This is a genomic window from Tenacibaculum sp. ZH5_bin.1, assembly GCF_042865525.1.
In the GTDB taxonomy this organism is placed as follows: Bacteria; Bacteroidota; Bacteroidia; order Flavobacteriales; family Flavobacteriaceae; genus Polaribacter; species Polaribacter mesophilus.
Genome location: NZ_JBEGIO010000001.1, coordinates 230,888 through 254,669, shown reverse-complemented (window position 1 = coordinate 254,669; position 23,782 = coordinate 230,888). Strand labels below are relative to the sequence as shown.

The following is a 23,782-nucleotide window of genomic DNA, read 5'->3' as shown; positions in this document are numbered from 1 at the left end:
GAATGATGTTATAATTCATTAATTAATTCTTTAAAAAGCGTGATCATTTTAGGTTCTGCTTTTCCTGCAACTTCAATGATTTCGGTAATATTTACAGGTTGTAAATTTTTGGGATCGCATTCATCGGTTAATACCGAAACAGCTGCACACGGAATGTTGAGTTGTTTTGCTACGATAACTTCAGGAACAGTGCTCATTCCTACCGCATCTACTTCTAAAATTTGTAACATTCTATACTCAGCTCTAGTTTCCAATTGCGGACCTACAACACTAGCATATATACCTTCTTTCAGGTCTATGTCGTTAGCTTTAGCAATAGCTTTCATTTGAGTGTTCAATTTTTTTGAATATGGTTCTAACATATCGGCAAAAATATTTCCAAACTCATTTGCTCCTTTAAAGGCTAGAGGAGAACCTCCTTGTAAATTCAAATGATCTTCCAATAGCATTAGATCCCCCTTTTTATAAGAAAGGTTGATAGCGCCTGCAGCATTAGAAACTAACAAAGTTCTAATACCTAGTGCGTGCATAGTTCTAATACCGTAGGTCACTTCCCATAGATTATACCCTTCGTACATATGAAAACGACCAGACATCACTACCACTTTTTTACCCGATAAGGTTCCGTAAATTAATTTTCCTGAATGAAATTCTACAGTTGCTTGTGGAAAATGTGGAATGTCAGCATACGGTACTTCTTGTTCAATGGTTATTTCATCGACTAATTTTCCTAATCCTGTTCCTAAAACTATTCCTATTTCTGGGTTGGTAATCCCTTTATGTTGAAGAAATTCTTGTGTTTCTTGTAGTTGTTGTTTTTTTAGCATTTTATATTGTGTTTGTCATTGCGAGCGATGGCGAAGCAATCTTTAAGTTATGACTTCGAGATAGGCAGATTACTTCGTTCGTATACTCCCTTGTAATGACGGTTAGTTTAAAAATTGATTGAATACTGGGTTGTTTTTGATGTCGTCAAAAACATCTACATCATTTAAGGTTTCTAACAAATGTACTGATTCGTTTTGTAAATCGTTTAAGGTATCTTTTCTAACAGTTGAGGTTCCCCAGTCTTTATTTTGAAAAATATTAGCATGGAGTTTTTTCATGCCTAATAGGTAATAACCACCATCTTCTGCAGGCCCCATAACTACATCATTAGAATTCAATTTTTCAAAAGCTTCATTGATGTGTTCGGAAGTTAAATCAGGTAGATCACTACCAATAATTACAACTTTTTCATATCTAGTAGAAAATGCTTGTTGAAAAGCGTTGTGCATTCGTATACCTAAATCGTTTCCTTCTTGCAGGTGCTTTTGATATACTGGAGCATTCCAAATATCATTTTCGTGAACTTTTACCGAGTAGTATACAGCTTTATCGCAAGTTAAATTTTGGGTAACTTGTTTTGTGTGTTCTAATAAGAATTTATAAATATCTAACGCAGCTTCGTCTCCAATTGTTTTAGCTAAACGTGTTTTTACTTTACCTAATTCTGGGTTTCTAGTAAATATTAGAAGAAGATTTCTCGACTGCTCTCGAAATGACACTTCATTTTGATTATTCATATATTTTTTCTCCTTTGTGTAACCATTTACTCCATTCTTTATTGAAAGCATGGACTTTTTCTGTAGGTTTGTTTTGTAGGTTAACGATTGTGTTTCCTTGGTTTTTCCATTCGAAAATACCACCATATAGGTTAAAAATGTTGATAAAACCTTCTTTTTGTAGTTTTTCGGCAATGTCTTCTGAACGAATTCCTAAAGAACAATATACTACAATTTTGGTATTCTTGTTTTTAGGAAGTTTTGCTAAGGTGTTTTCTAAATTAAAAAGATCATAACCGACACAAATAGCATTTTTAAGATGACTGACTTTGAATTCTCTAGGTTCACGAGCGTCGAGTATAATTGTGTTGTCACCTTGAGCGGAGTCGAAAGGCTTTTCTTTTTGTAGTTCACTAACAGAAATATACGGAACACTTTCAGTATTATATTTTTTTAATAACTGTTCTAGGTTCTTTTGAGAAAAAGAATTTACGGATATTAATAATATGAGAAAGAAGAGGTTTTTCATATCTAAAAACATTCACGGTGTTTGATAAAATCTATAGAGAATTAAAGTGATTATATCTCGATACAATTTTTCTTCCAAAATGTCAGAAAAACCACTCGATGTGACATTATTTTACTTTTACATAACTTCATTGTTTTATTAATTCATTGAGCTATGCTACGGTTCCTTGACAACTACTTCCTGCACCAGCGGTACAACCATAACAGTGTTGATTGATAATGATATTTCTGTTTTGTAATAATGCTTCGTTGTATTCAGAAATGTGCTGTGATTTGCTTGCTACTTTTAGATTTAGCATTTGATTGAAATCGCAATCATATAAATATCCGTCCCAACTTACCGATAGTGTGTTGGTACACATTACATTTTCTACTGCCATAGGATTGTAGGCTTCTACTAACGAATACATATAATCTTCATAATTTTCGGAAGCAATTAAGTAATCTAAAAATCGACTGATAGGTAAATTGGTAATAGCAAAAAGTGAATTGAAAATAATATCAAAATCTTCTTTCAAAGCTTTTTTAAAATCAGCTTCCAAAGCTGCTTGGTCTCCTGGTAAGAAAGCTCCTGATGGATTATAGACTAAATCTAGTTGTAAGCCAGTTCCTTCAATTCCATATCCCACAGCATTTAGCATTTTTAAAGCTTCAATAGATTTGTCGAAAACACCATCACCGCGTTGTTTGTCGGTTTTTCCACGAGTCCAGTGAGGCATAGAAGAAACTACATGTACATTGTGCTTTTTAAAAAACTCGGGTAAATCGTAATACTTTTTATTCGCTCTAATAATAGTTAAGTTAGAGCGCACAATAAAATCTTTAATTCCTGCTTTGGAAGCTTCTTCTACAAACCATCGAAAATTCGGATTCATTTCAGGAGCTCCACCCGTTAAATCCAGGGTGTGTGCTCCAGTTTTTCGAATCACATCTAAACATTGCTCCATGGTTTCTGTGGTCATAATTTCTTTTCGGTCAGGACCAGCATCAACATGGCAATGTGCACAAACTTGATTACACATGTACCCTAAATTAATTTGAAGAATTTCTAATTTTTTAGGATGTAATGGAAACTGATTGGTCTCTTTGAGTTTTTTGGCAAACGTAGGTAATTCACCATCAGCAAAAATTCCGTTTGAGATGATTTCAAGCTGGCGTTGCGTGTTAGCTAAATCGTTGTTTCTAGATTTTAAAGATTTTTTCATTATCCTTTCTATAAAGCTGAAATAAGGTCAGCTTCTCATCTTTTTTAGTGTTTAATATCCTTTGACTAGTTCCTAATGTAGTTTCAATCAAAATACACTTTGATTGAAACTAATGCTCGGGATAAGTGATTCACATAATTTTGATTTTCAAAATTAGTTTTCTGCTTACATTTCTAATTTATTGACTTTATTCATCATTTGAACCCCGTGTACTAAAGTTGCTCCACTTTTAATGGCAGCTCCTACATGAATGGCTTCCATCATTTCCTCTTTAGTAATACCTCGTTGTAACCCGTCTTTAGTGTATGCATCAATACAATAAGGGCATTGTTCAGTATGTGCAACAGCTAAAGCGATTAAGCTTTTTTCACGTGCGGTTAGAGCTCCTTCTTCAAAGACTTTTCCGTAATAATCAAAGAACTTGTTTCCTAATTCTTCACTCCATTCTGTTATTTTGCTAAACTTTCGTAAGTCGGCTGGATCGTAGTATGTTTTTGACATGTTATTTCATTTCTATTAAAAAAGTAAAAATACCAAATTGTTTTCACAGCTGTTTTACAAAAGGGTAATGAGATTATTTTCCATTTAAAGACCAATCGTATTTTAAATAACTAACCTTTGCTTTTTGATTAATTTTTACATTTGAGTATTGATTCAGAAAATTGATTAAGTCTCCTTTTTTTGTGAAATCTCCTTGAAACCATTCGAATATTTTAGATAATTGGATGTTATTTTCTGAGATTTTATTTCTTGAAGAATCATTGATAAACTTTTTCATTAAAAGAGTAGTTTTTGATTCATAATTTTTTTCTGTGAAGGCATAATTTGGTAATTGAGGACAAGAGCCTGATGCGCAGTTTACAGCGACATGAATTTTTGGGTCGCTATATTTTTTACGTAAAATTTCATGTTCAATTTGATTTAAGGTATAGGTTTTACCGCCAACTTTAGCAAAAGGAATACTCCATGCGTCTTTACCTTTCTTTTTAATATTCATAATGCTTTTAAGAGGATAATTGTCCAAAATTAGTTGAATGGTGTACGCATTATATGCGTTTGCCCAAAAGGCTTTAGCTTTTGAAGCTGACCAAGATTTTTGAGGTTTTATGTTTGCTAACTCATTTAAATAAGCTTGAAGTTTAGCTTTGTCTTGTTTAAATCCTTTGTAGTTAACACTTCCTTTTGTATTTACATGTTTTTTTAGTAACGCATCAAAAGTGTTGGTTTGAGCAGTAGAATTTAAGAAGAAAGCTAAACTTAACAGTAAAAATATATTTCGCATGATTTTCGATTTTAAAGTTTAGACGTAGGTTTTGAGGGAACATTACAGAGGATATTTTTAAAAGTTTGATACAAAAAAACCTTAACATTTATTTGTTAAGGTTTTAAAATTATTGTTTTCCCTGAAGTTTTATATTGAAGTACCATTCATGTTTTATCCAAGTATTCCAGTTTTTCAGATTATTATTTAAGGATATATTGGACTGACCAGAGTAACCTTGTCCAAAACAAAGTCCGTTTCCACTACTAATGTATGCGGAAGAGCCTGTATTTACACCTAAGTTAGCTCCGTCAATCAAGTACCATGTGAATATATATTCAGTATTTGCTTCAAAAAATAGTTGTAAATCAGAAAGATTAAAGTCAACCCATCCACCAAGAAATGTTGAGTCTAACTCTGTTATGGCAGTGGAAACTATTTCACCTCTTATGTTTCTAATGTCTAGGTTTAGTTTAATTGTCTTATTATGTGGAGTTCCAGTTTCATGATGTTTAAAGTTGCTTTCTAGTTTAACACTAAAAGAGGATAACTCTGTGTCGTTTTGGAATAATACACTTTGACCAGTTCCTAGGTTTCTATCGTATGGTGATATATCTGGAGCGTTAGTTCTGCTGTCTCCGCCAAACCATTTATTAGCATTTGATTGATTACAGGTGTTTGAAAAAGAGTTGCTAACGTGTTCTAGAATTACGGTGTAAGTTTTTTCAACGCCATTTTCTGCCTTAACTGTAAAGTTAACAGGGGAAGAGTAATCTATTATATCGCTTGGTAGAGGAGAAATTGAAGCTTTTTCTGATATGTTTATTTCAGTTGTTAGGTTAGAGAGGTTTAAAAAAGTAGGAAGTTTTTTTGTTATTTTATTTTCTATATTATCAATACTTGTTGCTAATGTTTGATTTGTTGTTTTAATTTTAAAAGAAATGATATCGTTTTGGTCGCTTAATTCTCTTTTAATATCAATAGTATAGGTTTTAGTAGTGCCATTTTCTGCGGTTACAGTAAAAGTTAGTGGTTTGTTTATTTTTGTGATTGATTTTGGATCTGGGTTTATGGTGGATTTTTCAGAAATAAATACTTCTAATTCAACATCGTCCAGTTCTACGTAGTCGGGAATTAGACCTATAATAGAGTCTTCTGAAATTTCAAAATTTTTAATAAAACTTCCTTTTTTGATAGAAAAGCTTAGTATTTCATTTTCGTTACTTGAAATGTAATTATTTATTAGTATGTATTCTTTGTTACAAGACAAAGTAACTATTAGGACTGTTATAAGAAAAAATAGGGCTGTATTCCTTTTCATAATTTTTAATTTTAAAAGCTAAGATAGGTGTAAATTTTATAAAACAAAAAAGCCTTAACAAATAAATGTTAAGGCTTTTGTACTGAAGGCGGGACTTGAACCCGCACGGGCATTACGGCCCATTGGATTTTAAGTCCAACGTGTCTACCAATTCCACCACTTCAGCGTATGTGCTTTGTTAATGACTACTTTTAAAATGAAACCTCACTCATATAAGTGAGGTTTCTTGGTACTGAAGGCGGGACTTGAACCCGCACGAGCATTACGGCTCATTGGATTTTAAGTCCAACGTGTCTACCAATTCCACCACTTCAGCATACTCTTTTATAAAAAGGATTGAGCGAAAGACGGGATTTGAACCCGCGACCCTCACCTTGGCAAGGTGATGCTCTACCCCTGAGCTACTTTCGCGTAGTCATTTTTTATTTTAATGAACGTGCATTACTGCGAATGCGGGTGCAAATATAATACCATTTTTTTAATTACAAAGCAGTTTTCATTTTTTTTTAATTTTAATTCCAATAAAATTTTATGGTTGTTCAATAAGAATGGAATATCTTTGCAGAAATTTTTAAAATTAGAAGTGGATTCTGTTTCATCTGTACATACTAAAACTTCCATAAAATCAATAGTTAAAGACTTTAAACAGTTAACGAAAGTTGGGTTGTCTATTAGTGTGGTTTTTACTTCTATCACTGGATATTTATTAGGGGCAGAATCGATTAATTACACTACAATAATTTTATTAGCTTTAGGAGGATATTTAATGGTTGGAGCGTCAAATGCTTTTAACCAAGTAATAGAAAAGGATATTGACGCCGTAATGCAACGTACTAAAAACCGTCCTTTACCTTCTGGAAGAATGTCAGCAACTGTAGCTTTAATTATTGCTACACTATTTACTGTTGCTGGTATTGCTATATTATACGTAATCGATCCTAAATGTGCCTTATTTGGCGCAATTTCTATCTTTTTATATACAAGTGCTTACACACCGTTAAAAGCTGTAACACCTTTGGCTGTTTTTGTAGGGGCTATTCCTGGGGCTATTCCTTTTATGTTAGGTTGGGTAGCTGCAACAGGAAAATTTGGTATAGAAGCAGGGTTTTTATTTATGATTCAGTTTTTTTGGCAATTTCCACACTTTTGGGCTATTGGGTGGCTTCAGTTTGAAGAGTACAATAAAGCAGGGTTGCATATGCTTCCAATGGATAAGAAAGACAAAGGAGCTGTTGTTCAGATTATCTTTTATACATGTATTATGATTTTAATGTCGATTGCGCCTGTATTAAAGGTGACGGGAGATTTTTATATATATCCTATAACAGCAGTAATTATTTTATTATTAGGAGTGTTGATGTTGTATTACGCGATACAGTTATACAAAACAGAAAAAAATACAGATGCTCGTAAGTTAATGTTAGCGAGTGTTTTTTACATTACAATTGTACCCATTATTTATGTGGTAGATAAATTTTTACACTAATGAGTGAACAAACGTTACAAGAAGAGTTAAAAGTAGCAAAACGTAAATCGGCAAAACCTATGTTGTGGATTTCCATGATTAGTATGGTAATGTTTTTTGCAGGGTTAACAAGTGCTTATGTTGTTAGTATGAACCGTGAAGACTGGGTGACGTTTGATTTACCTCAAGCTTTTTACATAAGTACTGTATTAATAGTGTTGAGTAGTGTTACGCTGTTTTTTTCTCAAAAACTATTAAAAAAAGATAATATACAAGCTTCGTTTACTTTATTACTAATTACTTTAGTCTTAGGGTTAGGTTTTGTATGGTATCAATATGTAGGGTTTAACGAGCTAAAAGCTGTAGGGCTTTACTTTACAGGTCCTGAAAGCACAGTGTCTACATCATTTATTATAGGAATTACGTTTATGCATGTTTTACACCTATTAGCGGGTGTAATAGTGCTTTTTGTCGTTATTTATAATCATTTTAAAAAGAAGTATTCTTCAGCTGATATGCTTGGATTTGAACTAGGTGCAATCTTTTGGCATTTCGTTGATGTGCTATGGATTTATCTATTTTTCTTTTTCTATTTTATTAGATGATGAAAAATGCGTAATTTTGGCGCACTGATTTAACAAAAATTAACAATAAGAGATTTATGGGAGCAAATATTGCTGTAAATTCTGACAACAAAGAGACCTGGGGCGGAGGTGGTGTAAAACCATTTGGAGCTAGTTATGGTAAAATGATGATGTGGTTTTTCATCGTATCAGATGCATTAACTTTTTCGGGCTTTTTAGCAGCGTATGGTTTAACACGTTTTAAATTTATTGATTCTTGGCCTATTGCTGATGAGGTATTTACACACTTTCCTGGATTACACGGTGTACATGCACCGATGTACTATGTAGCATTAATGACATTTATTTTAATTGTATCGTCGGTAACAATGGTGTTAGCTGTAGATGCAGGTCATAAAATGCAAAAGAAAAAAGTAGCTTGGTATATGTTTGCTACTATCGTTTTTGGTATTATTTTCGTTGGGTCACAGGCTTGGGAATGGAAAAACTTTATTAATGGTTCTTATGGAGCTGTAAAGTCTGCAGATAATCATATTTTACAGTTTGTAAAAGATGGTCATCAAATTGCATTAGCAGATTTTGTTCATAACGATAGAAAAGATGAAAGAATACAACACACCAGAGAAAATGGTTTATGGTTTCAAAATGAAGCAACTATTTCTCAGTATTCAGTAGCTCAGGTACAAGAAGCTTTTAAAGCAGATCCATCTTTATTAATAAGAATTGAAAAAATTAATCCTGAAACGAAACAAAAAATTGTTTTGTCAAGAGAAGAAAGTATTGCAAAGTTAGCTACAGCTACAAAAGTTGTTGAAGGTGCTAACTTAATAGAAAATGAGTATGGAAATCCTATCTTTGCTGATTTCTTTTTCTTTATTACAGGATTTCACGGATTTCACGTATTTTCAGGTATTATTTTAAATATCATTATTTTCTTTAACGTTGTATTAGGTACCTACGAACGTAGAGGACACTACGAAATGGTTGAGAAGGTAGGTTTATATTGGCACTTTGTAGATTTAGTTTGGGTATTTGTATTTACTTTCTTCTACTTAGTATAATTAAAAAAACAATAGTAAAAATGGGTCACGCACACGAATCAAATACAAAAAGAATTTGGGTTGTTTTAGCAATCTTAACAATAGTTACAACAGTAGAGGTAGTATTAGGTATTATTAAACCAGCATCTTTACACCTACATGGTTGGGGTACTAGTTGGTTAAACTGGATATTTATAATATTAACAATCGTAAAAGCATATTATATAGCATGGGCTTTTATGCATTTAGAAGGAGAAAAGCCATGGCTTAGGCGTTCTATAGTTTGGACGGGAGTTTTCTTAATTTGCTATTTAGTTACACTCGTTTTAATTGAAGGTGATTACTTATTTGAAACATTATCACCATTAGTAAAATGGTAATCGTATAAAAACAGTTAAAAGGTGGTGTAAACCACCTTTTTTTATATAAGAACATTAAAAATGAATAAAACGAAAAGAAACATAGTGTTATTTGCACTGTTTATTGTGCCGCTATTGTTTTATATATTTTTGTCATTAGGAATTAATAACTTTGCTAAGTTACCTGTACTAACAGAAAATGTAATTGATGTCTCATCAATTAGTAATAAAGATCAGTTTGATAAGAGAATATCAATAGTTACCTTTATAGGAAGTAATGTACAAGACGCAAAAGGAGAATTATTTAATCTCAATGAAAAAATCTATAAACCATTTTATGGATTCAAAGACTTTCAGCTAGTTGTTATTGCTTCTAAAGAAGCAAAAGAAGAAGTAGAAAAACTTCAGAAGGAAATAGGAGTTTATACCAATATGATAAAATGGAACTTTATCTTTGCTAGTGATGCTGAAATTGAGGTACTGTATGATAGCTTTAAAACAAACCAATCATTAGATAGAAATTTACATTCTTCAAAAGCTTTTATAATTGATAAAAATGGGAGCTTAAGAGGCAGAACAGATGATGAAGATAGTTTAGGAGGAAAGTTGTTTGGTTATAATATGAAGTCTGTAGCTGAATTAAACAATAAAATGAAAGATGATGTTAAGGTAGTATTGGCTGAATATCGTTTGGCATTAAAAAAGAATAACGCAGATAGAGAAATTTAAGGAAGACTCACATGAAAAAACAAAATTATTCATACATAGGTATTTCACTAATAGTATTGCTTTTTGGTATTTATGCAATTCCTAAGATTATAGCACATTTTCAAACAGCAAATCTGCATAAATTTAATAAAGTACCCGACTTCGAATTTATCAATCAAGACGGTGGAACAATCACCAATAAGGACTACGAAGGAAAAGTATATGTAGTTGAGTTCTTTTTTGCCACTTGTCCTACTATCTGTCCTTTAATGAATGCACAAATGGTAGAAATTCAAAATGAATTTATGGGGAATCCTAATTTTGGTATAGCATCATTTTCAATTACTCCAGAAATTGACACACCACACCAATTGAAAGAATATGCTAAGAATAATGGTATAAACCATAGAAACTGGCATTTACTTACTGGAAAACCAGAGGATATTGTATATAATTTGTCAAATGAAGGTTTTAAGCTGTATGCAGGGAAAGGAGAAGCTAGCCATGGTGGATTTGAACATTCTGGTTTGTTTGCATTAGTAGATAAAGATGGATATATCCGTTCAAGATATGATGAACATGGAAATCCAATTATGTATTACAGAGCCTTAGATGAACATAATTTCGGAAACCAAATTAGTGAGTTAAAAGAAGATATTAAGTTATTACTGAAAGAGTAACATGAGTGCAACAGAAGAAAAAAAATATAAAAAATTTATTACTATAGTTTCTATCGTAATCCCTATAGCAGTAGCTGCTCTATTTGGAATTAAAATACCTAATGTAGAACCATTGTCTTTTTTACCGCCTATTTATGCTAGTATAAATGGTTTTACGGCTATGTTGCTCGTCGCTTCAGTAGTTGCAATCAAAAACGGAAAAATAAAATTACATGAACAGCTAAATACCACAGCTATTGTTTGTTCAGCACTATTCTTAGTGATGTATGTAGCATATCACATGACTTCAGATTCTACTAAATTTGGAGGAGAAGGAATAATTAAATATGTGTATTTTTTCATCTTAATTACTCATATATTATTGTCAATAATCATTATTCCATTTGTATTGATAACTTTTATGAGGGCTCGTTTGGGTAATTTTCCTGAACATAAAAAAATAGCAAAAATTACATTTCCCTTATGGTTATATGTAGCGGTTACTGGAGTAGTTGTTTATTTAATGATATCACCTTATTATGTTTAAAAAGATTATATTTTTAATATTACTTGGTTTTTCTTTCAATACTTCAGCACAATGTGCAATGTGTAAGGCAGTGATAGAAGGAGGAAATGAAACTATTGCTGAAGGAGTAAATAATGGAATAACTTATTTAATGGTGTTTCCATATATATTAGTCGGACTTTTATTTTACTTTATTTATCGTCACAAAAAGAAAGCAAAAAATTAGTTTTCCTAAAAATCAAGAATTTTTTGTAACATTTTTTTGTTTTAATCGTCACATAGTAGCAATAAATAAAATAACTTACCATATTTACATATTAAGTTATAAAATTGTTTGCTAGCTTTTGTAATTAATAGAAAAGCGATATATTTCTACTTTTAGAAATATCAACTAACTGAGTTTAAATAAAAAATATTGATCTTTTGAAAACTAAAATTGCATTATTTGCAGCTATTTTTACTTCTGTAGCTGTTTTTTCACAAAAACAATGGACACTTAAAGAGTGTGTAGATTACGCATTAAAAAATAATATAACAGTTAAGCAAAACCGCTTAAATATTGAGATTGCTGAAGCAGATGTTAAAAGTAATAAAGCTAATTTTTTACCAAGTATAAATGCTTCAACATCAGGAAACCTTTCTACTGGGTCTTCATTTGACCCTGTATCTCAAAACAGAACAGAAAATACAACCCTATTTGGAGGGGCGTTAGGTGTAAATGCTAGTTATACGGTTTTTAATGGTTTTAAAAACTTAAATCAAAAAAAGCAAGCAGTATTAGGAGTAGAAGGGAGTAAACTAGATTTAGCCAAAGTAGAAAATGATATTTCACTTAATGTAGTTAATGAGTATTTAAATGTATTATTTGCTAAAGAAAATTTATCAGTAGCTAAGGTGCAAGCAGAAATCAGTAAAAAGCAAATTGAAAGAGCAAGAGCTCAGTTTGAAGGAGGAGTAATACCCAAAGGAGATTTATTAAACGTCGAATCTACGGCTGCAAATGATGTTCAAAATGTAGTACTACAAGAAAATACTTTGAGTATAGCTTTACTAAGATTAAGTCAATTATTACAAATTCCTTCCAAAGATTTTAATGTAGCAGATATTGAAGTAGGGTCTCCTTCAGCAGCATTATTATATGATAACGCAAATGTGGTATATGAAAAAGCATTAACTGTTTGGCCAGATATAGAAAGAGCTAAATTAGATGTTGAAAGCACTAAATTAGGTGTTGAAATTGCTAAATCAGGATATTATCCTACTATCAATGCTTCTTTAGGAGCCAACACAAATTATAGGTATTTTTTAGACCCTTCAGCTCCAGCAGGTAGGCTTTTAGATCAGTTAGATGGTAATTTAGGTTTTAGCCTAGGATTTAGCGTTAATATTCCAATTTTTAATGGGTTTAGAAATGATGCTAATGTTGAACGATCTATTGTAAATAATTCAATTAGTGAATTTAGATTGGAAAGTCAAAAATTACAGTTGCAACAAGAAATTGAAAGAGCTTTTTTAGATGCTAAAGCAGCTGCTAAAACATATGAAGCAGCACAAGTATCATTAGAGGCTCAAAAAGAAGCCTTTAAAAATGCACAAGTTAGTTATGACTATGGATCAATGACTCAATTTGATTTTGATCAAGTACGTAATCGATTAGTAAATGCAGAAGGAGCAATGATTAGGGCTAAATATGATTATGTATTTAAAACGAAAGTATTGAAATTTTATTACGGGGAGTCAATTGTTGACTAACTAAGAAAAATTTATTTATTGTTGAAAAAGCCTTGTTAGAATTTTACTAATGAGGTTTTTCTTTATAATGTATCTTTGCCAAAAATAAATTTTCAGATTTGGCAACAATCTTACACATAGAAACAGCAACAAAAAACTGTTCGGTTAGCGTAGCAATAAAAGGAGAGCTTTTAGCTTTACAAGAGTTAAATGATGGAAATTATTCACATGCTGAAAAGCTGCATCCATTTATTCAACAAGTAATGAAAAAAGCAAAGCTTTCTTTTAATGATATTGATGCTGTTGCAGTAAGTAAAGGTCCTGGTTCTTATACAGGACTACGTATTGGAGTGTCAGCAGCAAAAGGATTATGTTTTGCTTTTGACAAGCCTTTAATATCTATTGAAACATTACAATCATTAGCTCATAAAGTTTCTGTAAAGGAAGGAGTTGTTGTCCCGATGTTAGACGCACGTCGTATGGAAGTATATGCAGCTGTATATAATTCTAAATACGAACAGATAAGAGATATAAAAGCAGAAATCATAAATGAAAGTTCTTTTGAAGAATATTTATCTAAAGGGAAGGTATACTTTATAGGTGATGGAGCAGAAAAGTGTAAAGGAGTAATTGTGAACGAAAATGCAGTTTTTATTGATGGAGAGTTTCCTTCTGCAAAAGAAATGGTTCAGTTAAGTTTAGATAAGTACAAAAAAAACGACATCGAAGATGTCGCTTATTTTGAACCTTTTTATTTAAAAGATTTTGTAGTTACACCTGAAAAAAAACGTTAACCCTCTTTGTGGATTTCTACTGAGTGAGGGTAAGGAATTTCAATTCCAGCATTATCTAAGGCTATTTTTGTGTTTTCAGTTATATCAAAGTATACAGCCCAATAATCTTCTGTTTTAGACCAAGGTCTCACAGCAAAATTTACAGAACTATCTGCCAATTCAGATACATTTACTGTAGGAGCAGGGTCTTTTAATACTTTTGGGTGCGAGGTAATAACATTCATTAATATTTCTTTGGTTTGTTTAATATCAGCATCGTAAGAAACACCAAAGGTTAAATCTACTCTACGTGTACCTTCGGCAGAGTAATTAACAATGTTTCCATTAGATAAAGAACCATTAGGTATAATTATTTCTTTGTTAGATAAGCCCGTAAGCTTGGTAGTAAATATTTCTATTTCTTTTACAACACCAATTTCACCTTGAGCCTCTATTAAATCTCCAATCTTAAAAGGTTTAAAAAGCATAATTAAAACACCGCCAGCAAAATTACCTAAAGAACCTTGTAAAGCAAGACCAACAGCCAAACCAGCTGAGGCTAAAATAGCAGCAAAAGATGTGGTTTCAACACCCAATTTTGCTATTACTGTGATTATTAAAAGGATTTTTAAAGTCCAATGCAGCAAATTAACTAAGAACTTTTGTAGCGTAATGTCTACTTCTCTTTTAATCATTATTTTTCTTGTAGCTTTAAGTAGTAGTCCAATAATGTAAGAACCTACAATGTAAATAATAATAGCCATAATCGCTTTCGGAGCGTATGTCATTATTAAATCTTGAAATTTTTCAAAATACTTTTCCATTTTTATGGTAAATTTTAGTTGTTAATAAATGATTTTTAATAAGTAGCGGTTAGATTTTTATAGTATTAAACTGATTAAACCTAATAAAGCAGGAATAGACTGAATGACAAAAATACGAGGTTTTTTTGTAGAAAAAGAACCATAAAGACCAGCAATAAAAACACAAATCAAGAAAAATATTCCCACATCAATTTTTTGTGATAAAATAGACCAAGTTAAACCAGCTGCAAGAAAACCGTTGTATAACCCTTGATTAGCGGCTAATACTTTTGTTTCCTCAGCAAAATCTTTTGATTTTAAACCAAAGGTTTTTATTCCTTTAGGTTTGGTCCATAAAAGCATCTCTAGTACAAGAATATATAAATGAATAATAGCTACTAGAGTTAAAAGAGAATATTGTATAATGTTCATGATAATTAATAAAGATGAAATATGCTGCTCGAGCAACTACTAAAACTGCATATGGTAAGTGACTAGTTTATATTGATGTTAATTTACTTCAAAAGTTACTTTTAGGTTTACTCTAAACTCAGTTACTTCATCATCATTAACAACCACACTTTGTGATTGTACAAAAGCAGATTTAATTCCTTTTACCGATTTAGAAGCTTGTTTAATTGCTTTTCTAGTAGCATCTTCCCAGCTTTTTTCAGAGTTTGCTAAAATTTCAATAACTTTCATTACTGCCATAATAATTTTTTTAAAGATTAATACATGTAAATATAAGCTTTTAATAATGTTTTTATGTAGATGAAACATCTAATGTTAATTTAATGTTATGTAAATGTTTTTAATATGTAAATTTTTTGTATATTTGTGTTAAGAGGTATTAACTTTAAAAGATTTACATTATGAAAAAATTAATAATAGCAGTTTGTATGTTGTCGGTTTCATTTATGCAAGCTCAAGACGTGGAACCAAAATATGAAGTTGAAGGAGACTTAGTAAAAGCTACTTATTTTTATAAAGATGGCACTATTAAAGAGCAAGGTTTTTTCAAAGATAAAAAGTTAACAGGTACTTGGACTTCTTTTGATAAAAAAGGAAATAAAGTAACTATCGGTCATTATGAAGCAGGAAAAAAAGTAGGTAAATGGTTTATGTGGAAAGAAGATGGGTTAAAAGAAATTGATTTTAAAGACAATGCCATAGCAAGCGTACAAACTTGGAAGGAAGAGACCAAAATGGCAGTGAAATAAGTTAATATTTTGCAGAATAAGAAAATTAGACCGAGTATTTTAGATACTCGGTCTTTTTATTTTCTACCAAAATCAGCAGGGATTTCACCCCAAGCCTTAGTTTCCCACTTTAATAACGGGTTTTTATAAGAATTCTCTTCCAACCATTTTTCAGCACGTCTAATTAAATCTAAAATTTCTTTATTAGAACTATCAAATGTAATATTGGTTCTGCATTGCTTCTTTTTAACCCAACTCATAGCGATTTTAGAGTCAGAATAAATAGGGAGAGAATCCATATTTTTACTTTTTAACAAAGCAATTCCATGTACAAGAGCTAAGAACTCACCAATATTATTAGTGCCGTTATTAAATGGTCCCATTTTAAATATTTCTTTCTTGTTATGAGTTAATACCCCTCTGTATTCCATTAAGCCAGGGTTTCCGGCACAAGCAGCGTCAACAGAAATGCTTTCTAAGATGGGAGAGCCGTATTTGGCTTTTTCTTTTGCGGAAAGGCTTATTTTTTTAGTATCTTTTCCTTTATAGTCATTATAGCTTTTTTTTAAGGCTAATTCAGCTTCGTTTTTATCAGCAAAAGCTTTGTATTGTGCACCAGTAAAACCATCAATTTGCTTTTTACAAGTATCCCAAGATGAAAAAACACCTGTTTTTTTTCCCTTCCAAACTACATAATATTTTTTCTTCTTACTCATTGTGTAAAATAACCTCTTCTATAACCTTTGGGAAATGTTTATATTCTAATTCATGAACTTTCTTTGCTATAGTCTCTGGAGTATCATCAAATGAAATAGCTGTTTTAGCTTGGAAGATAATAGCACCTTCGTCATAATTTTCATTCACGTAATGTATAGTAATACCTGTTTCAGTTTCATTATTTTCTTTTACAGCATTATGTACGTTGATTCCGTACATTCCTTTTCCTCCATATTTTGGTAACAATGCTGGGTGTATATTGATTATTTTATTAGGGAAAGCTTCCACAATTTTAGAAGGAATACGCCATAAAAAACCAGCTAATACAATAATATCAGCTTCAGCGAGTAAAAAGTTTAAAACAGTGTCATCTTTACTAAAGCTTTCTCTATCAAATAAAGATGCATCAATGTTTAGTCGTTCGCAACGGTCAAAAACTTTGGCACGTTGGTTGTTAGAAAGCACATGAGTAACAATTGCAGTTTTAGTTGAATTGAAGTGTTTTATGATGTTTTCGGCATTGGAACCCGAACCAGAAGCAAAAATAACGATGCGTTTCATGTTAAAATTTAGTTGTTTTGTTACTACAAAAAAAAGAATAATTATTAACAATGGTGGTGTATGTAGCAAAATATTCAGGTATTTTTTTTATTTTAGACATCACATTTTTGAGCAAAAATTAGAATTAATAACTAAGATTTGTATTTTTGCCTCGATTTTAAATTTTAAAACAAACAAATTATGTCAGACATTGCATCAAGAGTAAAAGCAATTATCGTAGACAAATTAGGAGTAGACGATAACGAAGTAACTAACGAAGCAAGCTTCACAAACGATTTAGGAGCAGATTCTTTAGATACGGTTGAGTTAATCATGGAATTCGAAAAAGAATTTGATATTCAAATTCCAGATGATCAGGCAGAAAACATTGGTACTGTAGGTCAAGCGATTAGCTATATTGAAGACGCAAAAAAATAAGATTATATGCAATTAAAACGAGTTGTAGTAACTGGACTTGGCGCATTAACGCCAATAGGAAACAATAAAGAAGAGTATTGGAATAGCTTGGTTAACGGAGTTAGCGGAGCAGCACCTATAACGTATTTTGATGCTGCCAAGTTCAAAACTCGTTTCGCATGTGAGCTTAAAGATTTCAACGCGACCGATTTTATAAACAGAAAAGAGGCGCGTAAAATGGATAAGTTTACGCAATATGCGATGGTTGCTTCAGATGAAGCAATTGCTGATGCTAAGCTAAATCTAGATGATGTTAACAAATTAAGAGTTGGTGTTATTTGGGGAGCTGGTATTGGAGGATTGGAAACGTTTCAAAATGAGGTGTTAAACTATGCTGAAGGAGATGGATCTCCTCGTTTCAATCCTTTTTTTATTCCAAAAATGATTGCAGATATTGCCCCTGGGAATATTTCTATTAAAAATGGATTTATGGGGCCTAACTATACTACGGTATCTGCTTGTGCATCGTCTGCAAATGCTATGATTGATGCTTTGAACTATATTCGACTAGGTCATTGTGATGTAGTTGTAACAGGGGGAAGTGAAGCTGCTGTTACAATTGCAGGTATGGGTGGTTTTAACGCTATGCACGCCCTATCTACTAGAAATGAAAGTCCAGAAACAGCTTCAAGACCATTTGATGCTGAACGTGATGGATTCGTTTTAGGAGAAGGTGCAGGAGCTATAGTTTTAGAAGAGTATGAACATGCTAAGGCTAGAGGAGCAAAGATTTACGCTGAAGTTATTGGTGGAGGGTTATCGTCAGATGCTTACCATATGACAGCACCTCACCCAGATGGAATAGGTGTAATTGCAGTAATGAAAAACTGCTTAGAAAACGCAGGTATAAAACCTGAAGATGTAGATCATATTAATACACATGGAACCTCAACACCTTTAGGAGATGTTGCCGAATTAAAAGCAATATCTGAAGTTTTTGGAGATCATGCAAAGAATATTAATATTAACTCAACAAAGTCTATGACTGGACACTTGTTAGGGGCTGCAGGTGCTATTGAAGCAATAGCATCACTATTAGCAATGGAACATGGTGTTGTTCCTCCAACAATTAATCATGTTAATGTTGATGAAAACATCAATCCAGAATTAAACCTAACGTTGAATAATGCTCAAAAAAGAGATATTAAAGTTGCTATAAGCAACACATTTGGTTTCGGTGGGCATAATGCTTGTATAGCCTTTAGAAAACTAGATTAATCTTTTATGAATTTTCTTCGTAGAATTGTTAAACCCCAAAACAAAGAGGATGAAAACTTCTACTACGAATTAAAAGAGCTGCTTAATTTTAAACCAATTAAGTTATCGTATTATAAAAAAGCATTTACGCACAGATCTTTAAAATTAGTAGATAGTAAAGGGCATCCAATAAACTACGAACGGTTAGAGTTTTTAGGTGACGCTATTTTAGGAACTGTAATTGCTTCCTATTTATTTAAAAAAGTACCTGAAGGAGATGAAGGGTATTTAACACAAATGCGATCTAAAATAGTAAGTAGAGAGCATTTAAATAGCTTAGGTAAAGATCTAGAGTTGATCAGATTTATAAAGAGTAATATTTCTAAAGAGCATGTTAGCAATAATATTCACGGAAATATTTTTGAAGCTCTGGTAGGTGCAATTTACTTAGATAGAGGATACAATTATTGCCACCAGTTTATTTACGAGCAAGTAATAATGCCTTATGTAGATATTGAAAGATTAGAAGGTAAAATATCTAGTTATAAAGGTTTTGTTATAGAATGGTGTCAAAAGCAGAAGAAAAAGTATAAGTTTGAATCATACGAAGACTCAGGTAACCAGAGTAAAAAACATTTTAGTGTACGCGTAAGTATTGATGGTAGTATTGTAGCTAAGGGAAGAGCTACCTCTAAGAAAAAAGCAGAAGAAATTGCTGCTAAAAGGGTTTATTTTGCAATGCAAAAACAAATGCTAAAATCTTAACGTATAAACAATAAACGTTTTCATAAATTTTACATAGTATTTTCTATACATTTCTTAATTTAGCAAAAGCAAATAATTGTTTTTATGCCTATTTACGAGGTGAATATAAATGAGTTTTCTAATTATAATTATAGATTAATTGGAATTCATACAACTCTAAGTGAGTATAAATTAGCGTATTTACTAAATAAATTTTTACAAATTAAATTTAATAGAGCAACTTATGATTTAGATTTTGTTACAAAAGGAAATCAATCATCTTATGCAATATATGAGTATACTAATACGAAATTATATCAAGATTGGTTTTTAATAACAAATGTATATAAGTCAACTCTTGAAGCAGAATCAATAAGTCTTTTTAATCAAAGTGATTCAATTACACGTTTGATACCAGAAAAGAAGAAGGTTGACTTTTTCTTAAAACTAGAAGGAGATTTTGATCATAACTCAATTGTAAAGATTATAGACATAATAAAAAAAATCCCTCAAATAATAACCTCTTATGAAATAGAGGTAGATTCATTAAAATCGAAAGATTTTTTAATTTTTTAATATATGCCACACAACAAGAAAACAAAAATTGTAGCAACATTAGGACCAGCAACAAATACAAAAGAAATTTTGGCCAATATGGCAGCAGCTGGTGTAAATGTTTTTAGAATTAATTTTTCACATGCCGATTATGAAGTAGTAAAAGAACGCATACGTCAAATACGTGAAATAAATGATGAAAGAGGTTATAACGTAGCAATATTAGCAGATTTACAAGGGCCAAAGCTTAGAGTTGGTGTAATGCAAGAGGGAGTAGAATTAAAAGCAGGTGATACGTTTACTTTTACCACCGAAAAATGTGAAGGAACACAAGAGAAAGCTTTTATGACCTATCAGCATTTTCCAAAAGATGTAAAAGTAGGAGAGAAGATTTTAGTTGATGATGGTAAACTGATGTTTGAAGTAACAGCAACAAATAAAGAAAATGAAGTTGTTACCAAAGTAATAGTAGGAGGAGCATTAAAATCTAAAAAAGGAGTTAATCTTCCAAACACTAAAATTTCTTTACCAGCTTTAACAGAAAAGGATAAAAAAGATGTAGTTTTCGCATTAGAGCAAGAAGTAGATTGGATAGCTCTTTCATTTGTACGAACACCTGAAGACTTACGTATTTTACGTGATATCATTAAACAGAAATCACGTTATAGAGTTCCTGTAATAGCAAAAATAGAAAAACCTGAAGCTGTTGAAAATATAGATGCTTTAATCCCGTATTGCGACGGTTTAATGGTAGCGCGTGGTGATTTAGGAGTTGAAGTACCAATGCAAGATGTACCATTAATTCAAAAAATGTTAGTCCGTAGAGCTAAGCAAGCAAGAATTCCGGTAATTATTGCTACTCAAATGATGGAAACCATGATTGAAAACTCTGTACCAACAAGAGCAGAGGTAAATGATGTAGCAAACTCTATTATGGATGGTGCAGATGCTGTAATGCTTTCAGGGGAAACTTCAGTAGGAAAACACCCAATAAGAGTTATTCAAAAAATGACAGAAATTATTGGAAGTGTAGAATTTTCAGATTTAATAAAAGTTCCGCAAGAGCCACCTCACATCCGTACCAAAAGATTTATAACTAAATCTGTATGCCATCATGCAGCTCTTATGGCAGATGATATTAATGCGGCAGCAATATCGACTTTAACTAATAGTGGATATACTGCTTTTCAAATTTCTGCTTGGAGACCAAAATCACACGTACTAGCGTTTTCATCTGAGAAAAGAATCTTAGGAAAGTTAAACCTTCTGTGGGGTGTTAGAGCCTATTTTTACGATAGAGAACTAAGTACCGATGATACTATTGAAGATATTAACGAAATAGCTAAAGAAAAAGGCTATGTAAAAACAGGAGATTTTATGATAAACTTATCATCAATGCCTGTAAAAGCAAAAGGTATGGTAAACACATTACGTGTTTCTCATATTGACTAAATAAAGGTAATAAAATATAGAAAAAGCTCAACTTTAAAAGTTGGGCTTTTTGTTTTATAATTTAAGTTTTCGAGTACAAATAATGGCATCGTTAACCACAAAAGGCATTGGCATCATTATTTCACTTCTAGGTCGTATAGTAAACTTAGGATGCGATAATAAATCATTAGATATTTCATTAATTACAATATCAGGTTGGGTATTTTTATCAATTGTAAAAGAAATAGTCAAATCCTTATCAGTATTTGCCATTTGATAAATTAATAGCGTTCCTTTATCGGCCGTAAAGGCTTTTCCTTTATCGTACAAAGTTCCGTTAACAGTAAAATTAGTTAACTCTATTTGGGTATTTGTGTACAACTCATATTTATCAATGTTTCGCGTAGGTGTAATTGTGAATGAAACATTTCGTTGGCTATTAATAATGGTATCTTGATGAATCTTGATGTTAGAAATACGAATGTTTTTATTTTCTGCTTTTTGGTAATAATTAAAAGAAGTATTGTATTTACTTTTTCCAGCCATTAAATCGGCACCACCTTGTTTAGATTCATCATTAAAATATTGTTTCGTGTATCCGTCTAATGTTTTATTATGACTAGCCCAATACGAGGTGTTAGTGTCAGAATTTTGAATAAAAACTAAGCTATTAGGCTTTTTCTTTTCTATTGAAAAACCACTATCAAAAGTTGCATAACCAAAAAATAATAACGCAAGAAAACCAGTTAATGTTTGCCATCCGTTTTTAGTTTTTTCCTGATAAAAAACAGGAAGCATCAACCCGAAAAGAAACACTAAAAGTATGGCTGAAATAAATAATGTTTTTAAACCTAGCGCTACAGGAAATAACTGAATCATAGGAGCAATCATATAAATTGTAGGAATAGATATAATTGCAAATAATGCAGCTCTAGATGCTTTGTTAATATTCATAAACAGTAATATTGCTAAAATGAATAAAGAAGCAAAAACAGGAATAATAAAGAAACCCGCTCCTGGTAAATTCATGTAAATTATAACATTTATAACCAATCCAAAAGTTATGGGAGCAATTAGTAAATCGATGGCTTTGGCTTCTTTTAGCTTATTATATACCTTAAAAAGAATCCAAAGATTTAAAAGAACAAAAGCAATAATGTATTGATATCCGTTATAAGTAAAACCATGAAGTATATCTGTATATTGTGGATGGATAATCAACAACAATTGCCACAGCCCGTATGAAATAGCGATGCACAATACTAAAGATACTAGATAAGGAATAAAACCTTTTAAAAGACCTATTACAGTCATCTTCTTCTTGTATATACCTACTACAACCAGTACTATAAATAACAAAAAGGCAATGATTAGCATTGGCAGCACCCAAGAAAACGGGTACGTTAGTAACTTAGTAAAAGGAAAGTTTACATAAATGTAATCAGTGTCACTGTTTAAGTTCGTTAAATCAGCATTTGCAAAATAGTTTAACGAAGTGGTAAAATAATCTGCTTGATGTAAGAGTGTTTCTCTATTTAATCTTTCGTAGGAATCTTGTTCGGTGTGATAGTCAAAATGATCATCAATAAAAGCAAAATTAAACCCGTTAATATTCCCTTTTTCTCTAAAAACAGTTAAATCCGTATCGTTAGGAAGCTTTTTATATACACCGTACATTAAAGAGTTGGCAGCTGGATAATTTGGGTTTGCATTTAAAAACTCAGTTAATAACGTTTTGTTTTTCCCGTTAGTCTCCATCAACATATAACTAGAACCACCGCTACCACGAGCTTCAAAATTTAGCACTAACCCAACATCTTTTGCCCAAGGATGATTTTCAACAAAAGCTTGTGCGCCTAAAAGCCCTAATTCTTCAGCATCCGAAAAAAGTATAATAATATCGTTTTTAGGTGTCTTATTTGCGGCTAGGTAAGCTCTTATACCTTCTAAAATAGTTACGACACCAGAGCCAGCGTCACTTGCACCTAAAGAGGAGTGTGGATTAGAGTCGTAATGAGTTAAAAGTAATAAAGCTTTTCCGTTCTCAGTTCCTTTAATTTTAGCAATAATATTTTCTGTTGTAGTTGCTGCCCTCCACTTTTTATTAATAGCAGTTTGATATTGAATTTCAGGTTCTAAATTCAGTTTTTGTAACTCTTGAACCAGATATTCTTGTACTTTTTTATGTTCTTCAGATCCAGTATGATGTGGTTTTTGAGAGATGTTTTTTAAATGATACAGTGCATTATCAATTGAAAACTCAGTAGCACTAATTTCTTTTTTTGAAGAAGTTGCACTTGGAAGTATAGTGTAAAAACTCCAGTAAACGGTTAAAATAATAATGAAAACTGCCAGGTAATTTCTTGATGATTTCATAGTAGGACTTTAGTATTTATAAAAGTAAGTAATTTATTT

At 31.7% G+C, this 23,782-nt stretch carries 29 protein-coding genes and 3 tRNA genes; 16 read left to right on the top strand and 16 right to left on the bottom strand.

Annotation, left to right across the window (positions count from 1 at the left end):
• Nucleotides 1–8: 8 nt before the first annotated feature.
• The 10 genes from ABHQ57_RS01155 to ABHQ57_RS01110 form a co-directional block, all read right to left on the bottom strand.
• Nucleotides 9–827 carry a purine-nucleoside phosphorylase gene (locus tag ABHQ57_RS01155; RefSeq protein WP_073182476.1) on the bottom strand — a complete coding sequence of 273 codons (819 nt, stop codon included), beginning with the start codon at nt 825–827 and terminating at the stop codon, nt 9–11.
• Between the two features lie 102 nt (nt 828–929).
• On the bottom strand, nt 930–1,565 hold the full coding sequence (locus ABHQ57_RS01150) for a TIGR04282 family arsenosugar biosynthesis glycosyltransferase (protein ID WP_167712508.1): 636 nt from the start codon (nt 1,563–1,565) through the stop codon (nt 930–932).
• Nucleotides 1,558–2,073: a rhodanese-like domain-containing protein gene (locus ABHQ57_RS01145; protein ID WP_047788227.1), complete on the bottom strand. Its 516-nt coding sequence runs from the start codon at nt 2,071–2,073 to the stop codon at nt 1,558–1,560. The genes ABHQ57_RS01150 and ABHQ57_RS01145 overlap by 8 nt, the downstream gene beginning before the upstream one ends.
• 151 nt (nt 2,074–2,224) lie before the next feature.
• Complete coding sequence (arsS, locus tag ABHQ57_RS01140; protein WP_125064410.1) at nt 2,225–3,280, bottom strand: arsenosugar biosynthesis radical SAM (seleno)protein ArsS; 1,056 nt, start codon at nt 3,278–3,280, stop codon at nt 2,225–2,227.
• Nucleotides 3,281–3,442: 162 nt separating this feature from the next.
• Complete coding sequence (locus ABHQ57_RS01135) at nt 3,443–3,778, bottom strand: arsenosugar biosynthesis-associated peroxidase-like protein (RefSeq protein ID WP_047788229.1); 336 nt, start codon at nt 3,776–3,778, stop codon at nt 3,443–3,445.
• Nucleotides 3,779–3,851: 73 nt separating this feature from the next.
• A complete protein-coding gene (locus tag ABHQ57_RS01130) occupies nt 3,852–4,559 on the bottom strand; it encodes a DUF547 domain-containing protein (RefSeq protein ID WP_167712507.1) in 708 nt (235 codons plus the stop codon).
• Between the two features lie 109 nt (nt 4,560–4,668).
• A complete protein-coding gene (locus ABHQ57_RS01125) occupies nt 4,669–5,859 on the bottom strand; it encodes a DUF5018 domain-containing protein (protein ID WP_167712506.1) in 1,191 nt (396 codons plus the stop codon).
• Nucleotides 5,860–5,939: 80 nt separating this feature from the next.
• Nucleotides 5,940–6,025: transfer RNA gene (locus ABHQ57_RS01120), tRNA-Leu, on the bottom strand.
• 61 nt (nt 6,026–6,086) lie between these two features.
• Nucleotides 6,087–6,175 (bottom strand) — tRNA-Leu (locus ABHQ57_RS01115).
• 23 nt (nt 6,176–6,198) lie between these two features.
• Nucleotides 6,199–6,270, bottom strand: a tRNA-Gly gene (locus tag ABHQ57_RS01110).
• A gap of 172 nt (nt 6,271–6,442) precedes the next feature.
• Between ABHQ57_RS01110 and cyoE the strand changes: the two genes are divergently transcribed.
• The 10 genes from cyoE (at nt 6,443) to tsaB (ending at nt 13,725) form a co-directional block, all read left to right on the top strand.
• Nucleotides 6,443–7,345, top strand: coding sequence for a heme o synthase (gene cyoE, locus ABHQ57_RS01105; protein WP_047788375.1), 903 nt, complete (start codon nt 6,443–6,445; stop codon nt 7,343–7,345).
• A complete protein-coding gene (locus tag ABHQ57_RS01100) occupies nt 7,345–7,929 on the top strand; it encodes a cytochrome c oxidase subunit 3 (protein WP_047788232.1) in 585 nt (194 codons plus the stop codon). The genes cyoE and ABHQ57_RS01100 overlap by 1 nt, the downstream gene beginning before the upstream one ends.
• A 56-nt stretch (nt 7,930–7,985) precedes the next feature.
• Complete coding sequence (locus ABHQ57_RS01095) at nt 7,986–8,969, top strand: cytochrome c oxidase subunit 3 (protein WP_047788233.1); 984 nt, start codon at nt 7,986–7,988, stop codon at nt 8,967–8,969.
• Nucleotides 8,970–8,989: 20 nt separating this feature from the next.
• Nucleotides 8,990–9,328: a cytochrome C oxidase subunit IV family protein gene (locus ABHQ57_RS01090; RefSeq protein ID WP_047788234.1), complete on the top strand. Its 339-nt coding sequence runs from the start codon at nt 8,990–8,992 to the stop codon at nt 9,326–9,328.
• Nucleotides 9,329–9,388: 60 nt separating this feature from the next.
• Nucleotides 9,389–10,036 (top strand): hypothetical protein, encoded by a 648-nt coding sequence (locus ABHQ57_RS01085; RefSeq protein ID WP_047788235.1) that lies wholly within the window; start codon nt 9,389–9,391, stop codon nt 10,034–10,036.
• Between the two features lie 11 nt (nt 10,037–10,047).
• Nucleotides 10,048–10,695 (top strand): SCO family protein, encoded by a 648-nt coding sequence (locus ABHQ57_RS01080; RefSeq protein ID WP_389861965.1) that lies wholly within the window; start codon nt 10,048–10,050, stop codon nt 10,693–10,695.
• 1 nt (nt 10,696) lies between these two features.
• Nucleotides 10,697–11,221 carry a DUF420 domain-containing protein gene (locus ABHQ57_RS01075; RefSeq protein WP_047788237.1) on the top strand — a complete coding sequence of 175 codons (525 nt, stop codon included), beginning with the start codon at nt 10,697–10,699 and terminating at the stop codon, nt 11,219–11,221.
• Nucleotides 11,214–11,426, top strand: coding sequence for a hypothetical protein (locus tag ABHQ57_RS01070; RefSeq protein WP_047788238.1), 213 nt, complete (start codon nt 11,214–11,216; stop codon nt 11,424–11,426). Before ABHQ57_RS01075 ends, ABHQ57_RS01070 begins: the two co-directional genes overlap by 8 nt.
• Nucleotides 11,427–11,623: 197 nt before the next feature.
• Entirely contained in the window at nt 11,624–12,952 is a 1,329-nt protein-coding gene (locus ABHQ57_RS01065) for a TolC family protein (RefSeq protein WP_047788239.1), read from the top strand.
• A gap of 98 nt (nt 12,953–13,050) precedes the next feature.
• Complete coding sequence (gene tsaB / locus ABHQ57_RS01060; protein ID WP_167712504.1) at nt 13,051–13,725, top strand: tRNA (adenosine(37)-N6)-threonylcarbamoyltransferase complex dimerization subunit type 1 TsaB; 675 nt, start codon at nt 13,051–13,053, stop codon at nt 13,723–13,725.
• Here tsaB and ABHQ57_RS01055 read toward each other — a convergent pair.
• The 3 genes from ABHQ57_RS01055 to ABHQ57_RS01045 all read right to left on the bottom strand — a co-directional run bounded on the left by ABHQ57_RS01055 (nt 13,722) and on the right by ABHQ57_RS01045 (nt 15,218).
• Nucleotides 13,722–14,528, bottom strand: a complete 807-nt coding sequence (locus ABHQ57_RS01055; RefSeq protein WP_047788241.1) for a mechanosensitive ion channel family protein — start codon at nt 14,526–14,528, stop codon at nt 13,722–13,724. The genes tsaB and ABHQ57_RS01055 overlap by 4 nt on opposite strands.
• Nucleotides 14,529–14,585: 57 nt before the next feature.
• Nucleotides 14,586–14,939: a DUF1304 domain-containing protein gene (locus ABHQ57_RS01050; RefSeq protein WP_047788242.1), complete on the bottom strand. Its 354-nt coding sequence runs from the start codon at nt 14,937–14,939 to the stop codon at nt 14,586–14,588.
• Nucleotides 14,940–15,017: 78 nt separating this feature from the next.
• Nucleotides 15,018–15,218, bottom strand: coding sequence for a dodecin family protein (locus ABHQ57_RS01045; RefSeq protein WP_047788376.1), 201 nt, complete (start codon nt 15,216–15,218; stop codon nt 15,018–15,020).
• Between the two features lie 161 nt (nt 15,219–15,379).
• On the opposite strand from ABHQ57_RS01045, the gene ABHQ57_RS01040 reads away from it, so the two are divergent.
• Complete coding sequence (locus tag ABHQ57_RS01040; protein WP_047788243.1) at nt 15,380–15,727, top strand: toxin-antitoxin system YwqK family antitoxin; 348 nt, start codon at nt 15,380–15,382, stop codon at nt 15,725–15,727.
• 56 nt (nt 15,728–15,783) lie between these two features.
• Here the strand turns inward: ABHQ57_RS01040 and ABHQ57_RS01035 are convergent, their stop codons facing one another.
• Together ABHQ57_RS01035 and ABHQ57_RS01030 are read right to left on the bottom strand one after the other, a co-directional pair.
• Complete coding sequence (locus ABHQ57_RS01035) at nt 15,784–16,422, bottom strand: viroplasmin family protein (RefSeq protein ID WP_047788244.1); 639 nt, start codon at nt 16,420–16,422, stop codon at nt 15,784–15,786.
• On the bottom strand, nt 16,415–16,984 hold the full coding sequence (locus ABHQ57_RS01030) for a phosphoribosylglycinamide formyltransferase (RefSeq protein ID WP_047788245.1): 570 nt from the start codon (nt 16,982–16,984) through the stop codon (nt 16,415–16,417). The genes ABHQ57_RS01035 and ABHQ57_RS01030 overlap by 8 nt, the downstream gene beginning before the upstream one ends.
• Nucleotides 16,985–17,164: 180 nt before the next feature.
• On the opposite strand from ABHQ57_RS01030, the gene ABHQ57_RS01025 reads away from it, so the two are divergent.
• The 5 genes from ABHQ57_RS01025 (at nt 17,165) to pyk (ending at nt 21,388) form a co-directional block, all read left to right on the top strand.
• Nucleotides 17,165–17,401: an acyl carrier protein gene (locus ABHQ57_RS01025; RefSeq protein ID WP_028891431.1), complete on the top strand. Its 237-nt coding sequence runs from the start codon at nt 17,165–17,167 to the stop codon at nt 17,399–17,401.
• Between the two features lie 6 nt (nt 17,402–17,407).
• The gene (gene fabF / locus ABHQ57_RS01020; protein WP_047788246.1) at nt 17,408–18,658 is read left to right on the top strand and encodes a beta-ketoacyl-ACP synthase II; all 1,251 of its coding nucleotides are present in this window, start codon (nt 17,408–17,410) and stop codon (nt 18,656–18,658) included.
• Between the two features lie 6 nt (nt 18,659–18,664).
• A complete protein-coding gene (gene rnc / locus ABHQ57_RS01015; protein ID WP_047788247.1) occupies nt 18,665–19,402 on the top strand; it encodes a ribonuclease III in 738 nt (245 codons plus the stop codon).
• Between the two features lie 84 nt (nt 19,403–19,486).
• Nucleotides 19,487–19,957: an IPExxxVDY family protein gene (locus ABHQ57_RS01010; RefSeq protein WP_389861952.1), complete on the top strand. Its 471-nt coding sequence runs from the start codon at nt 19,487–19,489 to the stop codon at nt 19,955–19,957.
• A gap of 3 nt (nt 19,958–19,960) precedes the next feature.
• Complete coding sequence (gene pyk, locus ABHQ57_RS01005; protein WP_047788249.1) at nt 19,961–21,388, top strand: pyruvate kinase; 1,428 nt, start codon at nt 19,961–19,963, stop codon at nt 21,386–21,388.
• A 54-nt stretch (nt 21,389–21,442) separates the two neighbouring features.
• On the opposite strand, the gene ABHQ57_RS01000 is transcribed toward pyk, so the two are convergent.
• Entirely contained in the window at nt 21,443–23,743 is a 2,301-nt protein-coding gene (locus tag ABHQ57_RS01000; RefSeq protein ID WP_167712503.1) for a M28 family peptidase, read from the bottom strand.
• Between the last annotated feature and the right edge of the window lie 39 nt (nt 23,744–23,782).

Coding starts and splice junctions, on each gene's coding strand:
- ABHQ57_RS01155 (WP_073182476.1), bottom strand. CDS start 827: ATGCTAAAAAAACAACAACTACAAGAAACACAAGAATTTCTTCAACAT.
- ABHQ57_RS01150 (WP_167712508.1), bottom strand. CDS start 1,565: ATGAATAATCAAAATGAAGTGTCATTTCGAGAGCAGTCGAGAAATCTT.
- ABHQ57_RS01145 (WP_047788227.1), bottom strand. CDS start 2,073: ATGAAAAACCTCTTCTTTCTCATATTATTAATATCCGTAAATTCTTTT.
- ABHQ57_RS01135 (WP_047788229.1), bottom strand. CDS start 3,778: ATGTCAAAAACATACTACGATCCAGCCGACTTACGAAAGTTTAGCAAA.
- ABHQ57_RS01130 (WP_167712507.1), bottom strand. CDS start 4,559: ATGCGAAATATATTTTTACTGTTAAGTTTAGCTTTCTTCTTAAATTCT.
- ABHQ57_RS01125 (WP_167712506.1), bottom strand. CDS start 5,859: ATGAAAAGGAATACAGCCCTATTTTTTCTTATAACAGTCCTAATAGTT.
- ABHQ57_RS01100 (WP_047788232.1), top strand. CDS start 7,345: ATGAGTGAACAAACGTTACAAGAAGAGTTAAAAGTAGCAAAACGTAAA.
- ABHQ57_RS01095 (WP_047788233.1), top strand. CDS start 7,986: ATGGGAGCAAATATTGCTGTAAATTCTGACAACAAAGAGACCTGGGGC.
- ABHQ57_RS01090 (WP_047788234.1), top strand. CDS start 8,990: ATGGGTCACGCACACGAATCAAATACAAAAAGAATTTGGGTTGTTTTA.
- ABHQ57_RS01085 (WP_047788235.1), top strand. CDS start 9,389: ATGAATAAAACGAAAAGAAACATAGTGTTATTTGCACTGTTTATTGTG.
- ABHQ57_RS01080 (WP_389861965.1), top strand. CDS start 10,048: ATGAAAAAACAAAATTATTCATACATAGGTATTTCACTAATAGTATTG.
- ABHQ57_RS01075 (WP_047788237.1), top strand. CDS start 10,697: ATGAGTGCAACAGAAGAAAAAAAATATAAAAAATTTATTACTATAGTT.
- ABHQ57_RS01070 (WP_047788238.1), top strand. CDS start 11,214: ATGTTTAAAAAGATTATATTTTTAATATTACTTGGTTTTTCTTTCAAT.
- ABHQ57_RS01055 (WP_047788241.1), bottom strand. CDS start 14,528: ATGGAAAAGTATTTTGAAAAATTTCAAGATTTAATAATGACATACGCT.
- ABHQ57_RS01050 (WP_047788242.1), bottom strand. CDS start 14,939: ATGAACATTATACAATATTCTCTTTTAACTCTAGTAGCTATTATTCAT.
- ABHQ57_RS01045 (WP_047788376.1), bottom strand. CDS start 15,218: ATGGCAGTAATGAAAGTTATTGAAATTTTAGCAAACTCTGAAAAAAGC.
- ABHQ57_RS01040 (WP_047788243.1), top strand. CDS start 15,380: ATGAAAAAATTAATAATAGCAGTTTGTATGTTGTCGGTTTCATTTATG.
- ABHQ57_RS01035 (WP_047788244.1), bottom strand. CDS start 16,422: ATGAGTAAGAAGAAAAAATATTATGTAGTTTGGAAGGGAAAAAAAACA.
- ABHQ57_RS01030 (WP_047788245.1), bottom strand. CDS start 16,984: ATGAAACGCATCGTTATTTTTGCTTCTGGTTCGGGTTCCAATGCCGAA.
- ABHQ57_RS01025 (WP_028891431.1), top strand. CDS start 17,165: ATGTCAGACATTGCATCAAGAGTAAAAGCAATTATCGTAGACAAATTA.
- fabF (WP_047788246.1), top strand. CDS start 17,408: ATGCAATTAAAACGAGTTGTAGTAACTGGACTTGGCGCATTAACGCCA.
- rnc (WP_047788247.1), top strand. CDS start 18,665: ATGAATTTTCTTCGTAGAATTGTTAAACCCCAAAACAAAGAGGATGAA.
- ABHQ57_RS01010 (WP_389861952.1), top strand. CDS start 19,487: ATGCCTATTTACGAGGTGAATATAAATGAGTTTTCTAATTATAATTAT.
- pyk (WP_047788249.1), top strand. CDS start 19,961: ATGCCACACAACAAGAAAACAAAAATTGTAGCAACATTAGGACCAGCA.
- ABHQ57_RS01000 (WP_167712503.1), bottom strand. CDS start 23,743: ATGAAATCATCAAGAAATTACCTGGCAGTTTTCATTATTATTTTAACC.